This window comes from Streptococcus sp. 4155, from assembly GCF_013276695.1.
GTDB classification, from domain to species: Bacteria; Bacillota; Bacilli; order Lactobacillales; family Streptococcaceae; genus Streptococcus; species Streptococcus pseudopneumoniae.
This window is the reverse complement of the sequence record NZ_VMLM01000029.1, coordinates 22,313-38,462: the sequence shown is the minus strand read 5'-3', so window position 1 is coordinate 38,462 and position 16,150 is coordinate 22,313. Positions and strand designations below refer to the sequence as shown.

Here is a 16,150-nt window from a genome sequence, read left to right as displayed (position 1 = left end):
GCAACCTGCGGCTAGTTTCCTAGTTTGCTCTTTAATTTTCATTGAGTATAAAAAGCCTCTTCCCAAGGGAAAGAGGACTAAATTTTATTGATGAACTGCTTGCAGCAAATAAGAAATAGGTAGGGCAAAAATATTTAAACTCAAAAAACGCATAATATCCGGTGTTGAAAAACCTTGATATTATGCGCTCTATTATGGGAAAATTTACTTCATTTTCTCCTGAAATTGAGTTTTTACCCAGTCTCTCAAAGTCAATTTCAATCCACTAGAACAAGCCTAGTACAGTTCCATCGCTTTCAACATCCATGTTGAGAGCAGCTGGTCGTTTTGGAAGTCCTGGCATGGTCATGACATCACCAGTTAAGGCAACGATAAAGCCTGCACCTAATTTTGGCACCAATTCGCGAATGGTAATTTCAAAGTTTTCAGGTGCTCCAAGTGCATTTGGATTATCTGAAAAACTATATTGAGTTTTTGCCATACAGATTGGCAATTTGTCCCAACCGTTTTGAACGATTTGAGCGATTTGTATTTGAGCTTTCTTCTCAAAGTTCACTTTGCTACCACGGTAGATTTCAGTAACAATCTTTTCAATCTTTTCTTGGACAGAAAGGTCATTATCATACAAACGTTTATAGTTAGATGGGTTTTCAGCGATAGTCTTGACAACCGTTTCAGCAAGTGCTACTCCACCTTCTGCACCATCAGCCCAGACACTTGCTAGTTCAACTGGCACATCAATAGAAGCACAAAGTTCTTTCAAGGCTGCGATTTCAGCTTCTGTATCAGATACAAATTCGTTGATAGCTACGACTGCTGGAATACCGAACTTACGGATGTTCTCAACATGGCGTTTCAAGTTAGCAAAACCGGCACGAACTGCCTCCACATTTTCTTCTGTCAAAGCATCTTTAGGCACACCACCATTCATCTTAAGGGCACGAAGGGTTGCGACAATGACAACTGCATCTGGAGATGTTGGCAAGTTTGGTGTCTTAATATCAAGGAATTTCTCGGCACCAAGGTCTGCACCAAAACCAGCTTCAGTAACTGTGTAATCAGCCAAGTGAAGGGCTGTGCTTGTTGCCAAGACTGAATTACATCCATGAGCAATATTAGCAAATGGACCACCATGTACAAAGGCAGGTGTACCGTAAATTGTCTGAACCAGGTTCGGTTTAATAGCATCCTTCAAAATCAAAGCCAAGGCACCTTCAACCTGCAAATCACCTACAGAAACTGGTGTACGGTCGTAACGATAACCAATAACGATATTAGCCAAACGACGTTTCAAATCTTCAATATCAGTCGCCAAGCAAAGAATAGCCATGATTTCGGAAGCAACGGTAATATCAAAGCCATCCTCACGTGGAATACCGTTTAGAGGGCCACCAAGTCCAACAGTTACATGACGAAGGGCGCGATCATTCAAGTCCACAACGCGTTTCCAGAGGATACGACGTTGGTCAATTCCCAACTCATTCCCTTGATGTAAGTGGTTGTCAATCAAGGCAGAAAGAGCATTGTTGGCAGTCGTAATGGCATGCATGTCTCCAGTAAAGTGAAGGTTGATGTCTTCCATTGGTAGAACTTGAGCATAACCACCGCCAGCAGCACCCCCCTTGATCCCCATGACTGGACCAAGAGACGGTTCGCGGATAGCAATCATGGTTTTCTTGCCAATCTTGTTCAAGGCATCCGCAAGACCAATGGTAATAGTTGATTTTCCTTCACCTGCAGGTGTTGGATTGATGGCAGTAACCAAAATCAATTTCCCAACTGGATTGCTCTCAACTGCACGAATTTTATCAAAGCTAAGCTTAGCCTTGTACTTTCCATACAACTCCAAATCATCGTAAGAAATACCAAGTTTCTCTACAACATCAACGATTGGCTTCAACTCAATACTCTGTGCGATTTCAATATCTGTTTTCATTCAAAACTCCTCTAACCTCTTATATGATAATTCATTATATCACAAAACAAGATTTTTAACATCCTCAAACTCTCTAAACGTTCGTAAATATCCATTTTTTTAAGGTTTTTAGAGCCCTTTCTTAAATTTTATATGGCTTTATAGTTTGAAACTATAGTAAATATTCGTTTCTACCAAAAATTTATCACTTTCATTTTACTTACCGTTTATTTTTGTGTACAATAGTGCTATGAAAATTTTAGTTACATCGGGCGGTACCAGCGAAGCTATCGATAGCGTCCGCTCTATCACTAACCATTCTACAGGTCACTTGGGGAAAATCATCACAGAAACCTTGCTTGCTTCAGGACATGAAGTTTGTTTAATGACGACAAAACGAGCTTTGAAGCCAGAATCCCATCCCAACCTAATCATTCGAGAAATTAACAATACCAAGGATCTTCTACTGGAAATGCAAGAACGGGTTGCAGATTATCAGGTTTTGATTCACTCAATGGCGGTGTCCGACTACACTCCTGTTTATATGACAGGTCTAGAGGAAGTTCAGTCTAGCTCCAATTTGGAAGAATTTTTAAGCAAGCAAAATCATCAAGCTAAGATTTCTTCGACTGATGAGGTTCAGGTTTTATTCCTTAAAAAGACACCCAAAATCATCTCTCTAGTCAAGGAATGGAATCCTGCTATTCATCTGATTGGTTTCAAACTGCTGGTTGATGTTACCGAAGACCATCTGGTTGACATTGCTAGAAAAAGTCTTATCAAGAACCAAGCAGACTTGATTATCGCAAATGACCTGACTCAAATTTCAGCAAACCAGCATCGTGCAATCTTTGTTGAAAAAGATCAGCTTCAAACAGTCCATACTAAAGAAGAAATTGCAGAACTCCTCCTTGAAAAAATTCAAACCTATCATTCATAGAAAGGAAAGCTATGGCAAACATTCTCTTGGCTGTAACGGGCTCAATCGCCTCTTACAAGTCGGCAGATTTAGTCAGTTCTCTAAAAAAACAAGGTCATCAAGTCACTGTTTTAATGACTCAGGCTGCTACAGAGTTTATCCAACCTTTGACACTACAGGTACTCTCACAGAATCCTGTCCACTTGGATGTCATGAAGGAACCTTATCCTGACCAAGTAAATCATATCGAACTTGGAAAAAAGGCGGATTTATTTATCGTGGCCCCTGCAACTGCTAACACTATTGCAAAACTAGCCCACGGCTTTGCGGATAACATGGTAACCTGTACAGCTCTAGCCCTGCCCAGTCATATTCCCAAACTCATCGCACCAGCTATGAATACAAAAATGTATGACCATCCAGCAACTCAGGCTAATCTGAAAACATTAGAAGCCTACGGCTATCAGCTGATTGCTCCTAAGGAATCCCTACTAGCTTGTGGCGACCATGGACGAGGAGCTTTAGCCGACCTCACAATTATTTTAGAAAGAATAAAGGAAACTCTCGATGAAAAAACGCTCTAATATTGCACCCATTGCTATCTTCTTTGCAACCATGCTTGTGATACACTTTCTGAGCTCACTTATCTTTAACCTTTTTCCATTTCCAATCAAACCGACCATTGTTCATATTCCTGTCATTATTGCCAGCATTATCTACGGTCCACGAGTTGGGGTTACACTTGGATTTTTGATGGGGCTGCTTAGCTTAACGGTTAACACGATTACAATTCTACCGACAAGCTACCTCTTCTCCCCATTTGTACCAAACGGAAACATCTACTCAGCTATCATTGCCATCGTTCCACGTATTTTGATTGGTTTAACTCCGTATCTAGTTTATAAACTGATGAAAAATAAAACTGGTCTGATTCTAGCTGGTGCCCTTGGTTCACTTACCAACACAGTCTTTGTACTTGGTGGAATTTTCTATCTTTTTGGAAATGTTTTTGATGGTAATATCCAAAAACTCCTAGCAACCGTTATCTCAACAAATTCGATTGCCGAATTAGTTATTTCCGCAGTTCTAACCCTAGCCATTGTTCCAAGACTACAGACTTTGAAGAAATAATAAAAACATCTCCACTTTCAAGCTTGAAGGTGGAGATTTTGCTCTATACAGTTTCTTTTCAGTGAAATCTTTACTAACTTTTAACTAAAAAAACGACCTATAAACCTAAGTAAATCCTTGCTTTATTGTCTTTTTTATTGTACTATACTAGTGTATATACAGTTAAAAAGGAGATTCTTATGAACACACGGAAAAAGACACAATTTATGACAATGACTGCCCTTTTAACGGCTATTGCGATTTTGATTCCAATTGTTATGCCTTTTAAGATTGTCATTCCACCTGCTTCTTACACTTTGGGAAGCCACATCGCTATTTTTATCGCTATGTTCTTGTCGCCCTTGATGGCAGTTTTTGTCATCCTAGCCTCTAGTTTTGGATTTTTGATGGCTGGCTATCCCATGGTTATCGTTTTTCGAGCTTTTTCCCATATCTTTTTTGGGACTTTGGGGGCTCTTTACCTACAAAAATTCCCCGATACCCTAGATAAACCAAAAGCTTCCTGGATTTTCAACTTTGTGTTAGCGCTTGTCCATGCCCTTGCTGAAGTATTGGCCTGTGTCGTTTTTTACGCAACTTCCGGTACCAATGTAGAAAATATGTTTTATGTTCTCTTTGTGCTAGTTGGATTTGGCACAATTATCCATAGTATGGTAGACTATACATTAGCACTAGCTGTCTATAAAGTGCTTCGAAAACGCCGTTAAAAGGAAAAACTATGACAAAAGATCGCAAACAAGCCCTCCTCCAACTCTTGAAAGAAGCTCCTAAAGCCCTTAATGGCCAAAGTTTGGCGGAGCATTTTCATGTAACACGCCAAGTCATTGTACAAGACATTGCAATTTTAAGAGCCGATGGCGCTCCTATCCTATCTACTAATCGTGGCTACATCTATAAGCAAATTGATACCAATCCTTATGTCCATAAACTTTTCAAGGTGAAACATGAAGTTGAAGAAATCGGTCAGGAACTTCTTGCTATCGTAGATAATGGAGGGCGTGTTCAAAATACCTTGATTGATCATCCTGTTTACGGAGAAATTGAAACTCTACTCAAACTTTCTTGTCGCAGAGATGTGCAACATTTTCTAGAACAAGTCGAGCATTCTGACTTTAGACCTCTGTCTGAATTAACAGATGGCATCCATTACCACCTAGTCGAGGCTGAAACACAGCAAGACCTCCGCTATATCGAGGAGGCCTTGAATCAGCTAGGTTATTTAGTAAAGGATTAGAAAATTTTCTTTTCCCAATCGTCTTCTGTACGGCGAGGGTAGAAAAATTCAGATTTGTCAGGAGCTTCCATCATCTCCATCAAGGGTAACATATCATAGGCCAGATCCAAGTTTGGAATCTGGTCTTTTTGCACCCAAAAGCTCAAATAGTAACAATGATATTTAAAAACCACATGGAATGAAAATTAACAACTACCTACTTACTAAAAATATATCACCAGTTATGTTGATCAACATTATCCTTAGTCACAAGATAAATTGGAGAAACTGTTTCTTTTTCCAGTTTTTTCCCTTGATAATGATCTATTGCTGATTGAATAGCAATTTCACCCATCTTAGCTGGTTGCTGAGCAATAGTGGCAGTAATATCACCTTTTGCAATAGCATCATGTGCATCTGGTTGACCATCAATACCAACAATTAATACATTGCTAAGACCAGCTGCTTTTACTGCTTGTGCAGCTCCTAACGCCATCTCATCATTCTGTGCAAAGATTGCTTGTACTTCTTTGTTTCCTTGAATCATATTTTGCGCTGTATTCAAAGCTTTTGCGCGATCAAAATTAGCGGATTGACTAGAAAGAACATCTAAATTTGTCTTTGAAATTTGTTCAAATCCTTTACCTCTATCTACTGTTGCAGAAGCACCAGGGACTCCTGATAATTCAAAAGTTTTTGCTTTTTCTCCCAATTGCTTGGTAATAAATTCGGCAGCCATTTTACCTGCTTCTACGTTATCAGAAGCAACAGTTGTCAAGACTTCACCACCATTACTACCGCGGTCAATTAAGATTACTGGAATATTTGCATTATTAGCAGCTTTAATAGATGTAACAATTGCATCAGAATCAACTGGATTAATTAGTAAAGCATCTACATTTTGACTAATAAAATTTTGAATATCATCTGCTTGTCTAGCAGCATCATCTTGTGCATCTGCTATCTTCAAAGTTACTTCTTTTTCTCCTGCGGCTTTTTCAAGACCATCTTTCATAGCCACAAAATAGGGATTATTAGTAGTCGAAATAGAAACTCCTAATTTTAATTCTTTTGCCGACTTTTGAGTCGTAGATTTATTATCATTTGATGAATTTCCTAAACCAGTTTTTCCACAAGCTACTAAAGCAAAAATAAATGTTACAAACAAAGCAAAAATGCTAATTTTTTTAATATTTTTCATGTTATTACTCCTCGTAATATATATATCTATAGGGATAGTTTCAATCCCGATTATTGTATGTCATCTAATAAATTGTTACTATTTCCAAAAAAATTGAAAATGATTCTACTGTTTTACAACTTTAAAACGATCAATCAGAACAGCAATTAAGATTACAACTCCTTTTACTACTTGCTGCCAAAATGCTGAAACACCAATAATATTAAGTCCATTATTCAAAACTCCAATAATTAAAGCACCTATTAGAGTCCCCAGTATACGACCTTTACCTCCTGATAATGAGGTTCCCCCAAGAACAACAGCTGCAATAGCATCCATTTCATAACTAGCACCTGCTGTTGGTTGAGCAGAACTTAAGCGTGATGTTATAATCAATCCAGAAATTGAAGCCATCATACCTGAAATTGAATAAATGATAATTTTCACTTTATTTAGTTTCACACCTGATATATATGCTGCTTTTTCATTCCCCCCTATAGCATACACAGATTTACCAAATGCTGTTTTATGAAGTAAAACATATAAAACAATAAATACAATAAACATAATAATTACAGGAAATGGAATTCCGACTATGTAACCTTGCCCCAAAAATTGAAATAAGAATGTATCACTTAATCCTTTTGTAATAGGATTCCCATTTGTATAAACAAGTGTTGCGCCTCTAAAAATAGTCATAGTTGCTAAAGTAACGATAAATGGAGCTAATTTCCCGTAGGAAATCAATAAACCATTCATCATCCCCAGAATGCAACCCAAAATTAAAGAGATGAGAATTGCTAACGCAACAGGCATTCCAGATCCTAATAAACCAGCTGTTAGCGCACTGGATAAGGCTAAAATTGATCCTACTGATAAATCAATTCCACCTGTTAGAATAACAAAAGTCATTCCAAAAGCAATCAGTGCATTTGATGTTACTTGCAATAGTAAATTTAACAGATTATTTGCTGTTAAAAAATTTGAATTGATAATAGTGATGACAGCCATTAAAATTATCAATGCTATTACTGTTGTCAATTCTGACATATACTTCATAGTATTTTTCACACTATTGTCCTCCTGTAGCTAGTTGCATAACTTTTTCTTGTGTAGCTTCTTGACGTGTTAATTCTCCACTAATTCTTCCTTCATGCATGACCATAATGCGATCACTGACTCCGATCACTTCTGGTAAATCTGAAGATACCATAATAATCGGCACACCTCGTTCAGCCAATTCATTCATTAATTGGTAAATTTCACGCTTAGCACCAACATCTACCCCACGAGTTGGCTCATCTAGAATCAGTACTTTTGGAGCAATACCTATCCATTTTGCTAAAACTACTTTCTGTTGATTACCACCAGAAAGTGTTCCAACTTCCTTATCTGGATAACCTGATTTAATTCGTAGCCTATCAATTAAATGTTGTACAAATATATCACTTGTTTTATTATCAAAAATGCCATTTTTAACAAAATCACGAGTACTAGGTAAAGTCATATTATCTTTAATAGAAAAATCTAAAATCAATCCCTCATCTTTACGATCTTCTGTTAAGAAACCAATTCCATGCTTAATTGCTTCAAAAGGATTTTTAATTATCAGTTGTTCTTCGTTTATTATAATTTGACCAGATTTTAAAGAATCAATTCCAAAAATTGCTCGCATTATTTCAGTACGACCAGCACCCATCAAACCAGAAAAACCAAGAATTTCCCCTTGACGTACATAGAAAGAAATATCCGTAAAAGCATCACCAGAAAGATTCTTAGCTTGAAAAACAATATTCCCAATCTCAGCCTTTTTTTCTGGATAATAATCTTCTAATTCACGACCTACCATCTTCTGAACTAATTCATCCGCATTTGTTAAGTTCGTTTTCTTGGTATCAATTACAAACCCATCCCTCATAACAGTTATAAGATCTGTAATCTTAAAGATTTCTTCCATCCGATGTGAAATATACACAATACCTACACCATCAGATTTTAATCCTTCTATCACTTTAAAAAGTGTTTCAGTTTCACGATCAGTTAAAGCTGCTGTGGGTTCATCCATAATTAACAAGGAAACTTCTGATAATAAACATTTTGCTATTTCTATCATTTGTTGTTGTCCGACTGATAATTGACCAATGATTGCATCAAGAGGAATAGAGATATTAAGACGTTTAAATGCTTCTTTAGCTTTCCTTTCCATACTAGCTTTATCTAAAAACCCAATCGAATTTTTTATTTCTCTTCCTAAAAAAAGATTATCAAGTACAGTCATATCTGGCCAAGTATTCATTTCTTGATGAATAAAACTCAGTCCAAACCGTTCTGCCTCTTGAGGATTAGAAAATGTTTTTTCTTTTCCATCAATAAAAATAGTTCCTGAAGTAGCTGGAAAAAGTCCAGTTAAAATATTCATTAAGGTTGATTTGCCTGCACCATTCTCTCCCATTAAAGCATGAACTTCTCCTGAATTAAGAACCAAATCAATACTTTCTAAAACACGATTATTCCCAAAAGATTTTGAAATGTTCTTCATTTCAATTTTCATAGGCAACCCCCTTCTAAATAATAACTCCTGATTGCAAGATTATATTCGAATATGGTGTATCTTCCCCAGTGCGAATAACTGCCTTAACTTTGGTATTCATAGCTTTCAATTCTTCATGACTAATATATTCAATAATTATATTCGATCCTAAAAGATCTAGAACTGCTTGCCACTGTTCTTTGTTTTTTTCCTTAATTTCTTCTGCTAAGAAAATTTTTTCAATAAGTACATGATCTGAATATTCTTTTAAAACTTCTAAAAAACTTGGACTACCTTTTCTTAATGCTAAATCAATTTTATCAACACCTTTTGGAACTGGCAATCCTAAATCTCCGATACAAACCAAATCCATATGACCTAAATCATCAGCTAGTTTTGCTATATTACTATTTAAAATCCCATATTTCTTCATATCCTGAATGCTCCTTTATTTCTTTCAAACTCGGCATGCCTCCTTGCGCTCCAAATCTTTGAACAGACAGATGTGAAGCAATCGTTGCAAAGGACAATGCAACATTCATCTCTTTTCCTTTTGAGATAGCATAAGCAAAAGCACCATTAAATGTATCTCCTGCTCCTGTAGTATCCACTACTTCTGCTTTTATAGCAGGAATCTTCTGAACTACTGCCCCATCATAATAAATGGAACCTTCAACTCCTAATGTCACAATCATTTTATTAGGATAAATTTTAATAATTTCTTCTAATTTCTTATCTGGAAAAAGCTCTGAACATTCATGCTCATTAGGAGTAATAAAATCACAAAAAGGAATCATCTCTATGTCTGTTTCTCTAGCTGGTGCAGGATTGTAAAGCACCTTAACTTGATTTTCTTGACAAAATTTAGCTATAGATAGGTTGGCTTCATGTGGTATTTCATTCTGTAATACAACAATACTTGCATCACTAATCAATTCCCACTCATTTTTCCAATCATTTGTTTTAACTAAATTATTCGCTCCGGGATAATAAATAATCCTATTATCACCTCCATATAAAGTAATTTGTGCAACTCCTGTAGATTGTGGTACCGTTCCCACATGTTCTGTAGAAATATTATTATTTTGCAGATTACTTAGTAAATCTGCTGAAAAAATATCTTCTCCGACGTTTCCAAATATGTAAATATTATCTTCTACACTTGATAATCTACCAATAGCTACCGCTTGATTTGCACCTTTTCCACCTGGAACTATATTAAATGAATCCCCAAAAATCGTTTCACCTCCTTCTGGAATCCTTTTTGTTCTCATAACTAAGTCCATTGAAATACTTCCAACAACAACAATTTTACTCATTACTTTCTCCTTAATGTATTTCTTTCTACGTATCTAACAGGTAGTTTAATTTTAGCTTCATCTATAGAGAACTTATTTGCCATATTATAGATTAGTTTTGCAGCCTGTTCTCCCATTTTATATGATGATTGGTGAATAGTTGATAAAGAAGGGTAAATAAATTGACTAAGTACAATATCGTCATAACCAATGATTTGAATATCATCTGGAATTTTTTTACCAATTGCTAAAATTTCATGAATATAAGCTATCGCATGAATATCAGAAGGTGCTATAATACTATCGATATTTGGATTTCTTTTTAGATTCTCTTTAGCTTCTTTTTGAATTTTTTCAAAGTCAAACGTTTCACTTTCTTCAATACAAATTTCTAAAGATTTATTCCTCAAATAGTTTAAACTTGCTTCAAACCGTTCCGCGATATTCTCGGCTTTATCATCTAAAACTTTAATAATCAGAACTTGTTTAGCACCTGCATTACAGATTGCTTCAGCAGCCAAACGACCACCTGACTGATTATCAGAAAAAACACCGTAACCTGTATCTTTACTAATTCGGTCAACCACAACAACAGGTAATGATAAATCTGGATATTCTTTTGTGAAGTCATGTGTAGTAATAATTCCAGCAGCATTTGTTTTCAACAGTAAATTAACATATTCACTCAAAGATTCTTGGTCTGAAATCGTACCAACCATAATTCTATAACCTTTATCTTTCAAATATGATTCAGCGCCTCGAACCAATCTTGGGAAGAAGGGATTTGAAATATCTGGCAGTAAGAGTCCTACCATTTGGTTTTTTTTGGTTTTCAAAGATTGTGCTAATACATTTGGTGTGTAATTTAATTTTTTAATCGCATTTTTTATTTTTTCTCTCGCATCATCTCCAACATAACCTTTTTTTGATATATATCTTGAAACCGTTGATTTTGATACTCCAGCTTCTTCAGCAACCTGTTTTATTGTAGTCATCACTCCTCCTTCTCACGTTGTGGAACCGTTCCCTTATTCTATAGTAAACGTTTTCTTTTGATTTGTCAATACTTTTCTAAAAATATTTTAAATTTATTTCAGAGTACATATATTTTTTCCTAATCTTCTATTACTATTAGACAGGAAACACAACAAGACCTCCACTATATCGAGGAGGCCTTGGATCAGCTAGGTTATTTAGTAAAGGATTAGAAAATTTTCTTTTCCCAATCGTCTTCTGTACGGCGAGGGTAGAAAAATTCAGACTTGTCCGGAGCTTCCATCATCTCCATCAAAGGTAGCATATCATAGGCCAGATCCAAGTTTGGAATCTGGTCTTTTTGCACCCAAGAAACCTCTCCCTCTTCTGAAGAGCGAAGGGTACCAGAGAACTCAGTTGCCTTATAACAAATGACAATATAGCGCCCACCTGTATCTAGTGGCCAATTTTTAATGCCGACAAGTTGAGGATTTTGGATAGTCAACCCTGTTTCTTCATAGATTTCACGAATGACAGACTCTGCTAAAGATTCGCCATTTTCTACATGGCCTCCTGGAAAGGCATAACCTGACCAGCGATTGGTTTCAGGAGAGCGATACTGCATCACCACGCGCTGGGTTTCTAGGTCTTCAATCAGACAAATGTTTGTTAAAATCGTTAATTGGGAACGGGACATAAATTTACTCGCTTTCTAATTTATTAAATTTTTAGACTTGGTACCAGTGCCATTAGCTTCTACTTTTTAAAATTATTTAGAATAGAGTACCATCCGTTTTTCCTTTATAGGCTTTCCAAGTTCAAGTATTTTTTCTTGTCCATCAAAAGTAAAACCCATTTTTTGATAAAAAGCAATGGCTCGCTTGTTATCTTTCAATACCCATAAGAAAATTTCAGAAAAATGATTAAGAGCAGTCAAAGCTGCTTTCACTAACTTTTGTGCGATTCCTTTTCCATAATAGTCTTTTAAAACATATAAAGCAATAATTTCACCAGCTTGAATAGTCTCATCACGACAGTTGCCATAACTTATAAAACCAACTATCTTCATACCATCCATCGCAATCAATGTATTTTCTGGATACTTTTGACTAAAGAGTCGACATCTTTCTAATGTCATTGTCTCCTGAAATTCCGCAGGCAAAAGGTCATCATAAGCCTCTCTCCACGTTTGCCAGTGAACGAAGGATTTACCTTCTATCTCTTCAGGAGTTTCCATTGATTTGATAATAACCGTCATTTATTTTCTCCCAGTCTTCTCTCAAAATACCATATTTAATACTGTCAAAATATTTACCTTGATAATAACGAACTTTTGGAATATGAGCTTCTTTTTTCATTCTTAATTTTTCAGCAAGTTTCATCATACCAATATTTCCTGACCAAGTTGTCAAACCCAGATGCTCCAATTCCAAGTAATCCTGAAACGTCCTATCTATCCACTGTAACATAGCAACTTTCCCAATACCAGTGTTCCAGAATTTTTTATCATAAATACCAATTCCCAATTCCATCCATCTTGTTTCTTTACATACCCAATAACGCGAAACAGTCCCAACTAGTTTATCATCAACAAAAATACCAAGGCGATTTGAGTGGCTTAAAATGGATTCTGATTTTTGTAGTTCGAATTCTTTAAAATTTGAAAAATACTGATAATCATCATAATAGGGAGCATCATACTGTTTCCAAACTGGATTAAGCTGTGAATAAGCCATTTCCCATAAAGACATCAAATCTTCTTTCTTTAACTTTCTTAAATAAATCATACTATTCCCCTAATCCAAGGCCTTGACTTCCAGCATCATATCACGAATCTGAGCTGCTAGTTCAAAGTCAAGCACTTCAACGGCTTCTTGCATTTGTTTTTCGAGTTTCTTAACAAGTTCTTTGCGCTCTTGTTTGTTTAGGCTATTGATATCGATTTCCTTGTCCTCTTCCTTAGCAACTACCTTGGTCACGGCAATCAGGTCACGAATTTCTTTCTTGATGGTTTGTGGAACGATACCATGTTCTTCATTATAGGCCATCTGGATTTTCCGACGGCGGGCAGTTTCATCGATAGCACGTTGCATAGACTGGGTAACGGTGTCAGCATACATGATGACATGACCTTCACTGTTACGGGCGGCACGCCCAATGGTCTGGATGAGTCCACGCTCGTTACGAAGGAAACCTTCCTTGTCAGCATCGAGAATCGCTACGAGGCTCACTTCAGGAACGTCAATTCCTTCACGAAGGAGGTTGATTCCGACCAAGACATCAAAGACACCCAAGCGCAGGTCACGGATGATCTCCGTCCGTTCCAAAGTCTTGATATCCGAGTGCATGTACTTGACCTTGATGCCCATTTCCTTGAAGTAGTCAGTCAAGTCTTCTGCCATTTTCTTAGTCAAGGTTGTGATAAAGGTTCGTTCGTTCTTTTCAACACGGGCATTGATTTCACCCAAAAGGTCATCAATCTGTCCCATAGTCGGACGGACTTCCACCTCAGGATCCAAGAGTCCCGTTGGACGAATGATTTGCTCAATTACTGTCTCGGTCTGTTCATTTTCATAGTCGCCCGGTGTCGCTGAAACGTAAACAATCTGATGGACATGGCTTTCAAACTCTTCACGACGGAGAGGACGATTATCCAGAGCAGACGGCAAACGAAAACCATAATTAACCAGCATTTCCTTACGCGAACGGTCTCCATTGTACATGCCTTTTATTTGTCCCATAGTCATATGACTCTCGTCAATCATAATCAAAAAATCATCTGGGAAGAAGTCGAGAAGCGTATAAGGAGGCTCACCTTCGCTCCGTCCATCCATGTGACGTGAGTAGTTTTCAACCCCGTTGGTATAGCCCATCTCACGCAACATCTCAATATCATACTCTGTCCGCTGTTTCAAACGCTGGGCCTCCAGCAGTTTATCTTCCTTCTCAAAGACAGCTAGTTGCTCTTCTAATTCTGCTTGAATCTTGGCAATGGCAACTTCCATATGGTCGTCATTGGTCACAAAGTGAGTAGCTGGGAAAATCGCCAAATGATCCACTTCTCCCAACACCTGACCTGTCAGAGCCTCAACCTCACGGATACGGTCAATTTCGTCTCCAAAAAATTCTACTCGAAAGGCGTGTTCATCACGGGAAGCTGGGAAAATCTCCACCACATCCCCACGAACGCGAAATCTTCCCCGTTGGAAATCAATATCATTTCGCTCAAATTGGATATCCACCAAGTCATTCAAGAGTTTATCACGGGAAATTTCAAGACCTGGACGGAGACTAACGACACTATCAGCGTATTCCTTGGGCGAACCCAGACCATAGATACAAGAGACTGAGGCCACGACAATAACATCATTACGCTCCAAAAGGGCTGAGGTAGCTGAGTGGCGAAGCTTGTCAATCTCGTCATTGACAGAACTATCCTTCTCAATATATGTATCGCTAGAAGGGACATAGGCCTCTGGCTGGTAATAATCATAGTAGGATACGAAATACTCAACTGCATTTTCAGGGAAAAATTCCTTAAACTCCCCATAGAGCTGTCCTGCTAACGTTTTATTGTGGGCAATGACCAGAGTGGGTTTATTGACTTTGGAAATGACCTGACTCATGGTATAGGTCTTCCCTGTTCCAGTCGCCCCCATCAGAATCTGAGCTTTTTCTCCCCCCTCGATATTATCAACCAACTGCTCGATAGCTTGGGGTTGATCTCCTGAAGGTTGATATTTTGATACTAGTTTAAATTGATTTTCTGTAATGCGGTTAATCATAAGAATCCTCTCTCCATGTGCTATTCCTATTTTAGCATACTTATAGCATTTTCACGAAGAAAAGGACGGACCGAAGTCACATCCTTTCATTTTCTTTCTTTAATTGATAAGCGAGATAAAGAATCAGCAGAAACAAAATAATACTGGACACGATGGAACCCTCAATACCAAAAGACCCACCAGAAAGCCAGTCTTGATTGCCTTGTGGAGTAAATTTCATGATTGAGGTTCCTGAAGACTGACCACTAACTAATACTCCAAAGAGGTTTCCCTGTGCGAAATTCCAAGCTCCATGAATACCACCTATACCCCATATAGTATCTGTTTTAAGAAGATATAGGGACATGGCAACTCCGAATAGGAAGAGATTCACTAGAGATAGAGGTGTTAGACCAGAATTGCCCATATGAAGCAGGGTAAAGAACAGGCTAGATATAAGAACAGCAAGTTTTAGATTAGTTCTTGAGGCCAATTGTGGAAGGAGCCAAGCACGGGCCACCACTTCTTCTGCCGTTCCTTGTAAAATCCAAAAAGGTATTGTAAATAAAGTAAAAGCTAGCGAATAAGTATCCAAGTGAATGGAGTCAAATTGATACTGCCCCAACACTACTAGTCCAGCCAAAGCAAGTATAAAGAGGGATAGACCAAGACCGTATCCTTTAAATAAGGCACTTAAAAAATTTTCTTTATAGAATCCCAAGGTTCGAATCGGTCTTTTCTCTACTTTTCTAGTCCATCTAAACACAGTTAAGATGATAAAACCAAAGGACAATAATTCAAATATTAAATGGATGTCACTTGTTTTATCAGATAAATTCTGAAATAACATTTGAAGGAAATCTGCAATTCTTTGACCACCCATACCAAGATTGCCAAATAGCCCGATCAATGCTAAAAAACTAAGGCCAAAAAAAATAGCCCGATCAATGCTAAAAAACTAAGGCCAAAAAATAGAGAAGATATGAACTCAGATATATAGACGAAAAATAGAGCTAACAAGGGGCTTGTGTAAATGTTTAAACTCATTTTAGAAGTTTCAAAGTCTTTTAAGATTCTTTTGTCTTTCATAACTTTATCCTCTTTTACTATATGATATACCTTTATTATAGCACTTCTGTTGTGTGATTCAAGACAAAACAAGAATTATGGATGTTATATTTTCTAACACAGAAATATAAAAATTTGCCTTTTTTTACTTTTTCTG

At 37.2% G+C, this 16,150-nt stretch carries 16 protein-coding genes and 3 pseudogenes; 6 read left to right on the top strand and 13 right to left on the bottom strand.

All coding sequences use genetic code 11. The features are described 5' to 3' along the window. Positions 1-265: 265 nt before the first annotated feature. Positions 266-1,936, bottom strand: coding sequence for a formate--tetrahydrofolate ligase (locus HT715_RS04050; protein WP_138707157.1), 1,671 nt, complete (start codon positions 1,934-1,936; stop codon positions 266-268). A gap of 229 nt (positions 1,937-2,165) precedes the next feature. Between HT715_RS04050 and coaB the strand changes: the two genes are divergently transcribed. The 5 genes from coaB to HT715_RS04025 all read left to right on the top strand — a co-directional run bounded on the left by coaB (position 2,166) and on the right by HT715_RS04025 (position 5,199). Then, complete coding sequence (gene coaB, locus HT715_RS04045) at positions 2,166-2,855, top strand: phosphopantothenate--cysteine ligase (RefSeq protein ID WP_138707158.1); 690 nt, start codon at positions 2,166-2,168, stop codon at positions 2,853-2,855. An 11-nt stretch (positions 2,856-2,866) separates the two neighbouring features. Continuing rightward, complete coding sequence (coaC, locus tag HT715_RS04040) at positions 2,867-3,418, top strand: phosphopantothenoylcysteine decarboxylase (protein WP_001284126.1); 552 nt, start codon at positions 2,867-2,869, stop codon at positions 3,416-3,418. Further along, positions 3,402-3,965 carry an ECF transporter S component gene (locus HT715_RS04035; RefSeq protein WP_000747412.1) on the top strand — a complete coding sequence of 188 codons (564 nt, stop codon included), beginning with the start codon at positions 3,402-3,404 and terminating at the stop codon, positions 3,963-3,965. The genes coaC and HT715_RS04035 overlap by 17 nt, the downstream gene beginning before the upstream one ends. 179 nt (positions 3,966-4,144) lie before the next feature. After that, positions 4,145-4,672: an ECF transporter S component gene (locus HT715_RS04030; protein ID WP_001097393.1), complete on the top strand. Its 528-nt coding sequence runs from the start codon at positions 4,145-4,147 to the stop codon at positions 4,670-4,672. Between the two features lie 11 nt (positions 4,673-4,683). Then, positions 4,684-5,199, top strand: coding sequence for a transcription repressor NadR (locus HT715_RS04025; RefSeq protein ID WP_138706660.1), 516 nt, complete (start codon positions 4,684-4,686; stop codon positions 5,197-5,199). On the opposite strand, the pseudogene HT715_RS04020 reads toward HT715_RS04025, so the two are convergent. From HT715_RS04020 to HT715_RS03990, 7 genes and pseudogenes are all read right to left on the bottom strand, one after another. Next, a pseudogene (locus HT715_RS04020) lies at positions 5,196-5,336 on the bottom strand (NUDIX hydrolase); the annotation flags it as partial. The gene HT715_RS04025 and the pseudogene HT715_RS04020 overlap by 4 nt on opposite strands. A 77-nt stretch (positions 5,337-5,413) precedes the next feature. Next, a complete protein-coding gene (locus HT715_RS04015; protein ID WP_000789622.1) occupies positions 5,414-6,379 on the bottom strand; it encodes a substrate-binding domain-containing protein in 966 nt (321 codons plus the stop codon). A gap of 105 nt (positions 6,380-6,484) precedes the next feature. Continuing rightward, on the bottom strand, positions 6,485-7,429 hold the full coding sequence (rbsC, locus tag HT715_RS04010; protein WP_119943467.1) for a ribose ABC transporter permease: 945 nt from the start codon (positions 7,427-7,429) through the stop codon (positions 6,485-6,487). Between the two features lies 1 nt (position 7,430). After that, positions 7,431-8,909 (bottom strand): sugar ABC transporter ATP-binding protein, encoded by a 1,479-nt coding sequence (locus tag HT715_RS04005; protein WP_166727465.1) that lies wholly within the window; start codon positions 8,907-8,909, stop codon positions 7,431-7,433. Positions 8,910-8,922: 13 nt separating this feature from the next. Continuing rightward, positions 8,923-9,321, bottom strand: coding sequence for a D-ribose pyranase (gene rbsD, locus HT715_RS04000; RefSeq protein ID WP_000759835.1), 399 nt, complete (start codon positions 9,319-9,321; stop codon positions 8,923-8,925). Next, on the bottom strand, positions 9,296-10,207 hold the full coding sequence (rbsK, locus tag HT715_RS03995) for a ribokinase (protein ID WP_166727464.1): 912 nt from the start codon (positions 10,205-10,207) through the stop codon (positions 9,296-9,298). The genes rbsD and rbsK overlap by 26 nt, the downstream gene beginning before the upstream one ends. Beyond that, on the bottom strand, positions 10,207-11,181 hold the full coding sequence (locus HT715_RS03990) for a LacI family DNA-binding transcriptional regulator (protein WP_000207600.1): 975 nt from the start codon (positions 11,179-11,181) through the stop codon (positions 10,207-10,209). The genes rbsK and HT715_RS03990 overlap by 1 nt, the downstream gene beginning before the upstream one ends. A 144-nt stretch (positions 11,182-11,325) precedes the next feature. Here HT715_RS03990 and HT715_RS03985 point away from each other — a divergent pair. Continuing rightward, a pseudogene (locus HT715_RS03985) lies at positions 11,326-11,394 on the top strand (DNA-binding transcriptional regulator); the annotation flags it as partial. Here the strand turns inward: HT715_RS03985 and HT715_RS03980 are convergent. The 5 genes and pseudogenes from HT715_RS03980 to HT715_RS03960 all read right to left on the bottom strand — a co-directional run bounded on the left by HT715_RS03980 (position 11,391) and on the right by HT715_RS03960 (position 16,014). Continuing rightward, positions 11,391-11,858 (bottom strand): 8-oxo-dGTP diphosphatase, encoded by a 468-nt coding sequence (locus HT715_RS03980; protein WP_172922836.1) that lies wholly within the window; start codon positions 11,856-11,858, stop codon positions 11,391-11,393. The pseudogene HT715_RS03985 and the gene HT715_RS03980 sit on opposite strands and share 4 nt — an antisense overlap. Before the next feature lie 72 nt (positions 11,859-11,930). Beyond that, on the bottom strand, positions 11,931-12,419 hold the full coding sequence (locus HT715_RS03975; RefSeq protein ID WP_172922835.1) for a GNAT family N-acetyltransferase: 489 nt from the start codon (positions 12,417-12,419) through the stop codon (positions 11,931-11,933). Beyond that, complete coding sequence (locus tag HT715_RS03970; protein WP_050207923.1) at positions 12,385-12,948, bottom strand: GNAT family protein; 564 nt, start codon at positions 12,946-12,948, stop codon at positions 12,385-12,387. The genes HT715_RS03975 and HT715_RS03970 overlap by 35 nt, the downstream gene beginning before the upstream one ends. A gap of 9 nt (positions 12,949-12,957) precedes the next feature. Continuing rightward, on the bottom strand, positions 12,958-14,946 hold the full coding sequence (uvrB, locus tag HT715_RS03965) for an excinuclease ABC subunit UvrB (RefSeq protein ID WP_138706665.1): 1,989 nt from the start codon (positions 14,944-14,946) through the stop codon (positions 12,958-12,960). A gap of 76 nt (positions 14,947-15,022) precedes the next feature. Further along, positions 15,023-16,014, bottom strand: a pseudogene (locus HT715_RS03960) (CPBP family intramembrane glutamic endopeptidase). Positions 16,015-16,150 lie beyond the last annotated feature (136 nt).

Excerpts from the sequence above, each read along its gene's own strand:
- coaC (WP_001284126.1), top strand. The coding sequence starts at position 2,867 with ATGGCAAACATTCTCTTGGCTGTAACGGGCTCAATCGCCTCTTACAAG.
- HT715_RS03990 (WP_000207600.1), bottom strand. The coding sequence starts at position 11,181 with ATGACTACAATAAAACAGGTTGCTGAAGAAGCTGGAGTATCAAAATCA.
- rbsD (WP_000759835.1), bottom strand. The coding sequence starts at position 9,321 with ATGAAGAAATATGGGATTTTAAATAGTAATATAGCAAAACTAGCTGAT.
- HT715_RS04005 (WP_166727465.1), bottom strand. The coding sequence starts at position 8,909 with ATGAAAATTGAAATGAAGAACATTTCAAAATCTTTTGGGAATAATCGT.
- HT715_RS03970 (WP_050207923.1), bottom strand. The coding sequence starts at position 12,948 with ATGATTTATTTAAGAAAGTTAAAGAAAGAAGATTTGATGTCTTTATGG.
- rbsK (WP_166727464.1), bottom strand. The coding sequence starts at position 10,207 with ATGAGTAAAATTGTTGTTGTTGGAAGTATTTCAATGGACTTAGTTATG.
- HT715_RS04030 (WP_001097393.1), top strand. The coding sequence starts at position 4,145 with ATGAACACACGGAAAAAGACACAATTTATGACAATGACTGCCCTTTTA.
- HT715_RS04025 (WP_138706660.1), top strand. The coding sequence starts at position 4,684 with ATGACAAAAGATCGCAAACAAGCCCTCCTCCAACTCTTGAAAGAAGCT.
- HT715_RS04050 (WP_138707157.1), bottom strand. The coding sequence starts at position 1,936 with ATGAAAACAGATATTGAAATCGCACAGAGTATTGAGTTGAAGCCAATC.
- HT715_RS03975 (WP_172922835.1), bottom strand. The coding sequence starts at position 12,419 with ATGACGGTTATTATCAAATCAATGGAAACTCCTGAAGAGATAGAAGGT.
- coaB (WP_138707158.1), top strand. The coding sequence starts at position 2,166 with ATGAAAATTTTAGTTACATCGGGCGGTACCAGCGAAGCTATCGATAGC.
- uvrB (WP_138706665.1), bottom strand. The coding sequence starts at position 14,946 with ATGATTAACCGCATTACAGAAAATCAATTTAAACTAGTATCAAAATAT.
- HT715_RS04015 (WP_000789622.1), bottom strand. The coding sequence starts at position 6,379 with ATGAAAAATATTAAAAAAATTAGCATTTTTGCTTTGTTTGTAACATTT.
- HT715_RS03980 (WP_172922836.1), bottom strand. The coding sequence starts at position 11,858 with ATGTCCCGTTCCCAATTAACGATTTTAACAAACATTTGTCTGATTGAA.
- HT715_RS04035 (WP_000747412.1), top strand. The coding sequence starts at position 3,402 with ATGAAAAAACGCTCTAATATTGCACCCATTGCTATCTTCTTTGCAACC.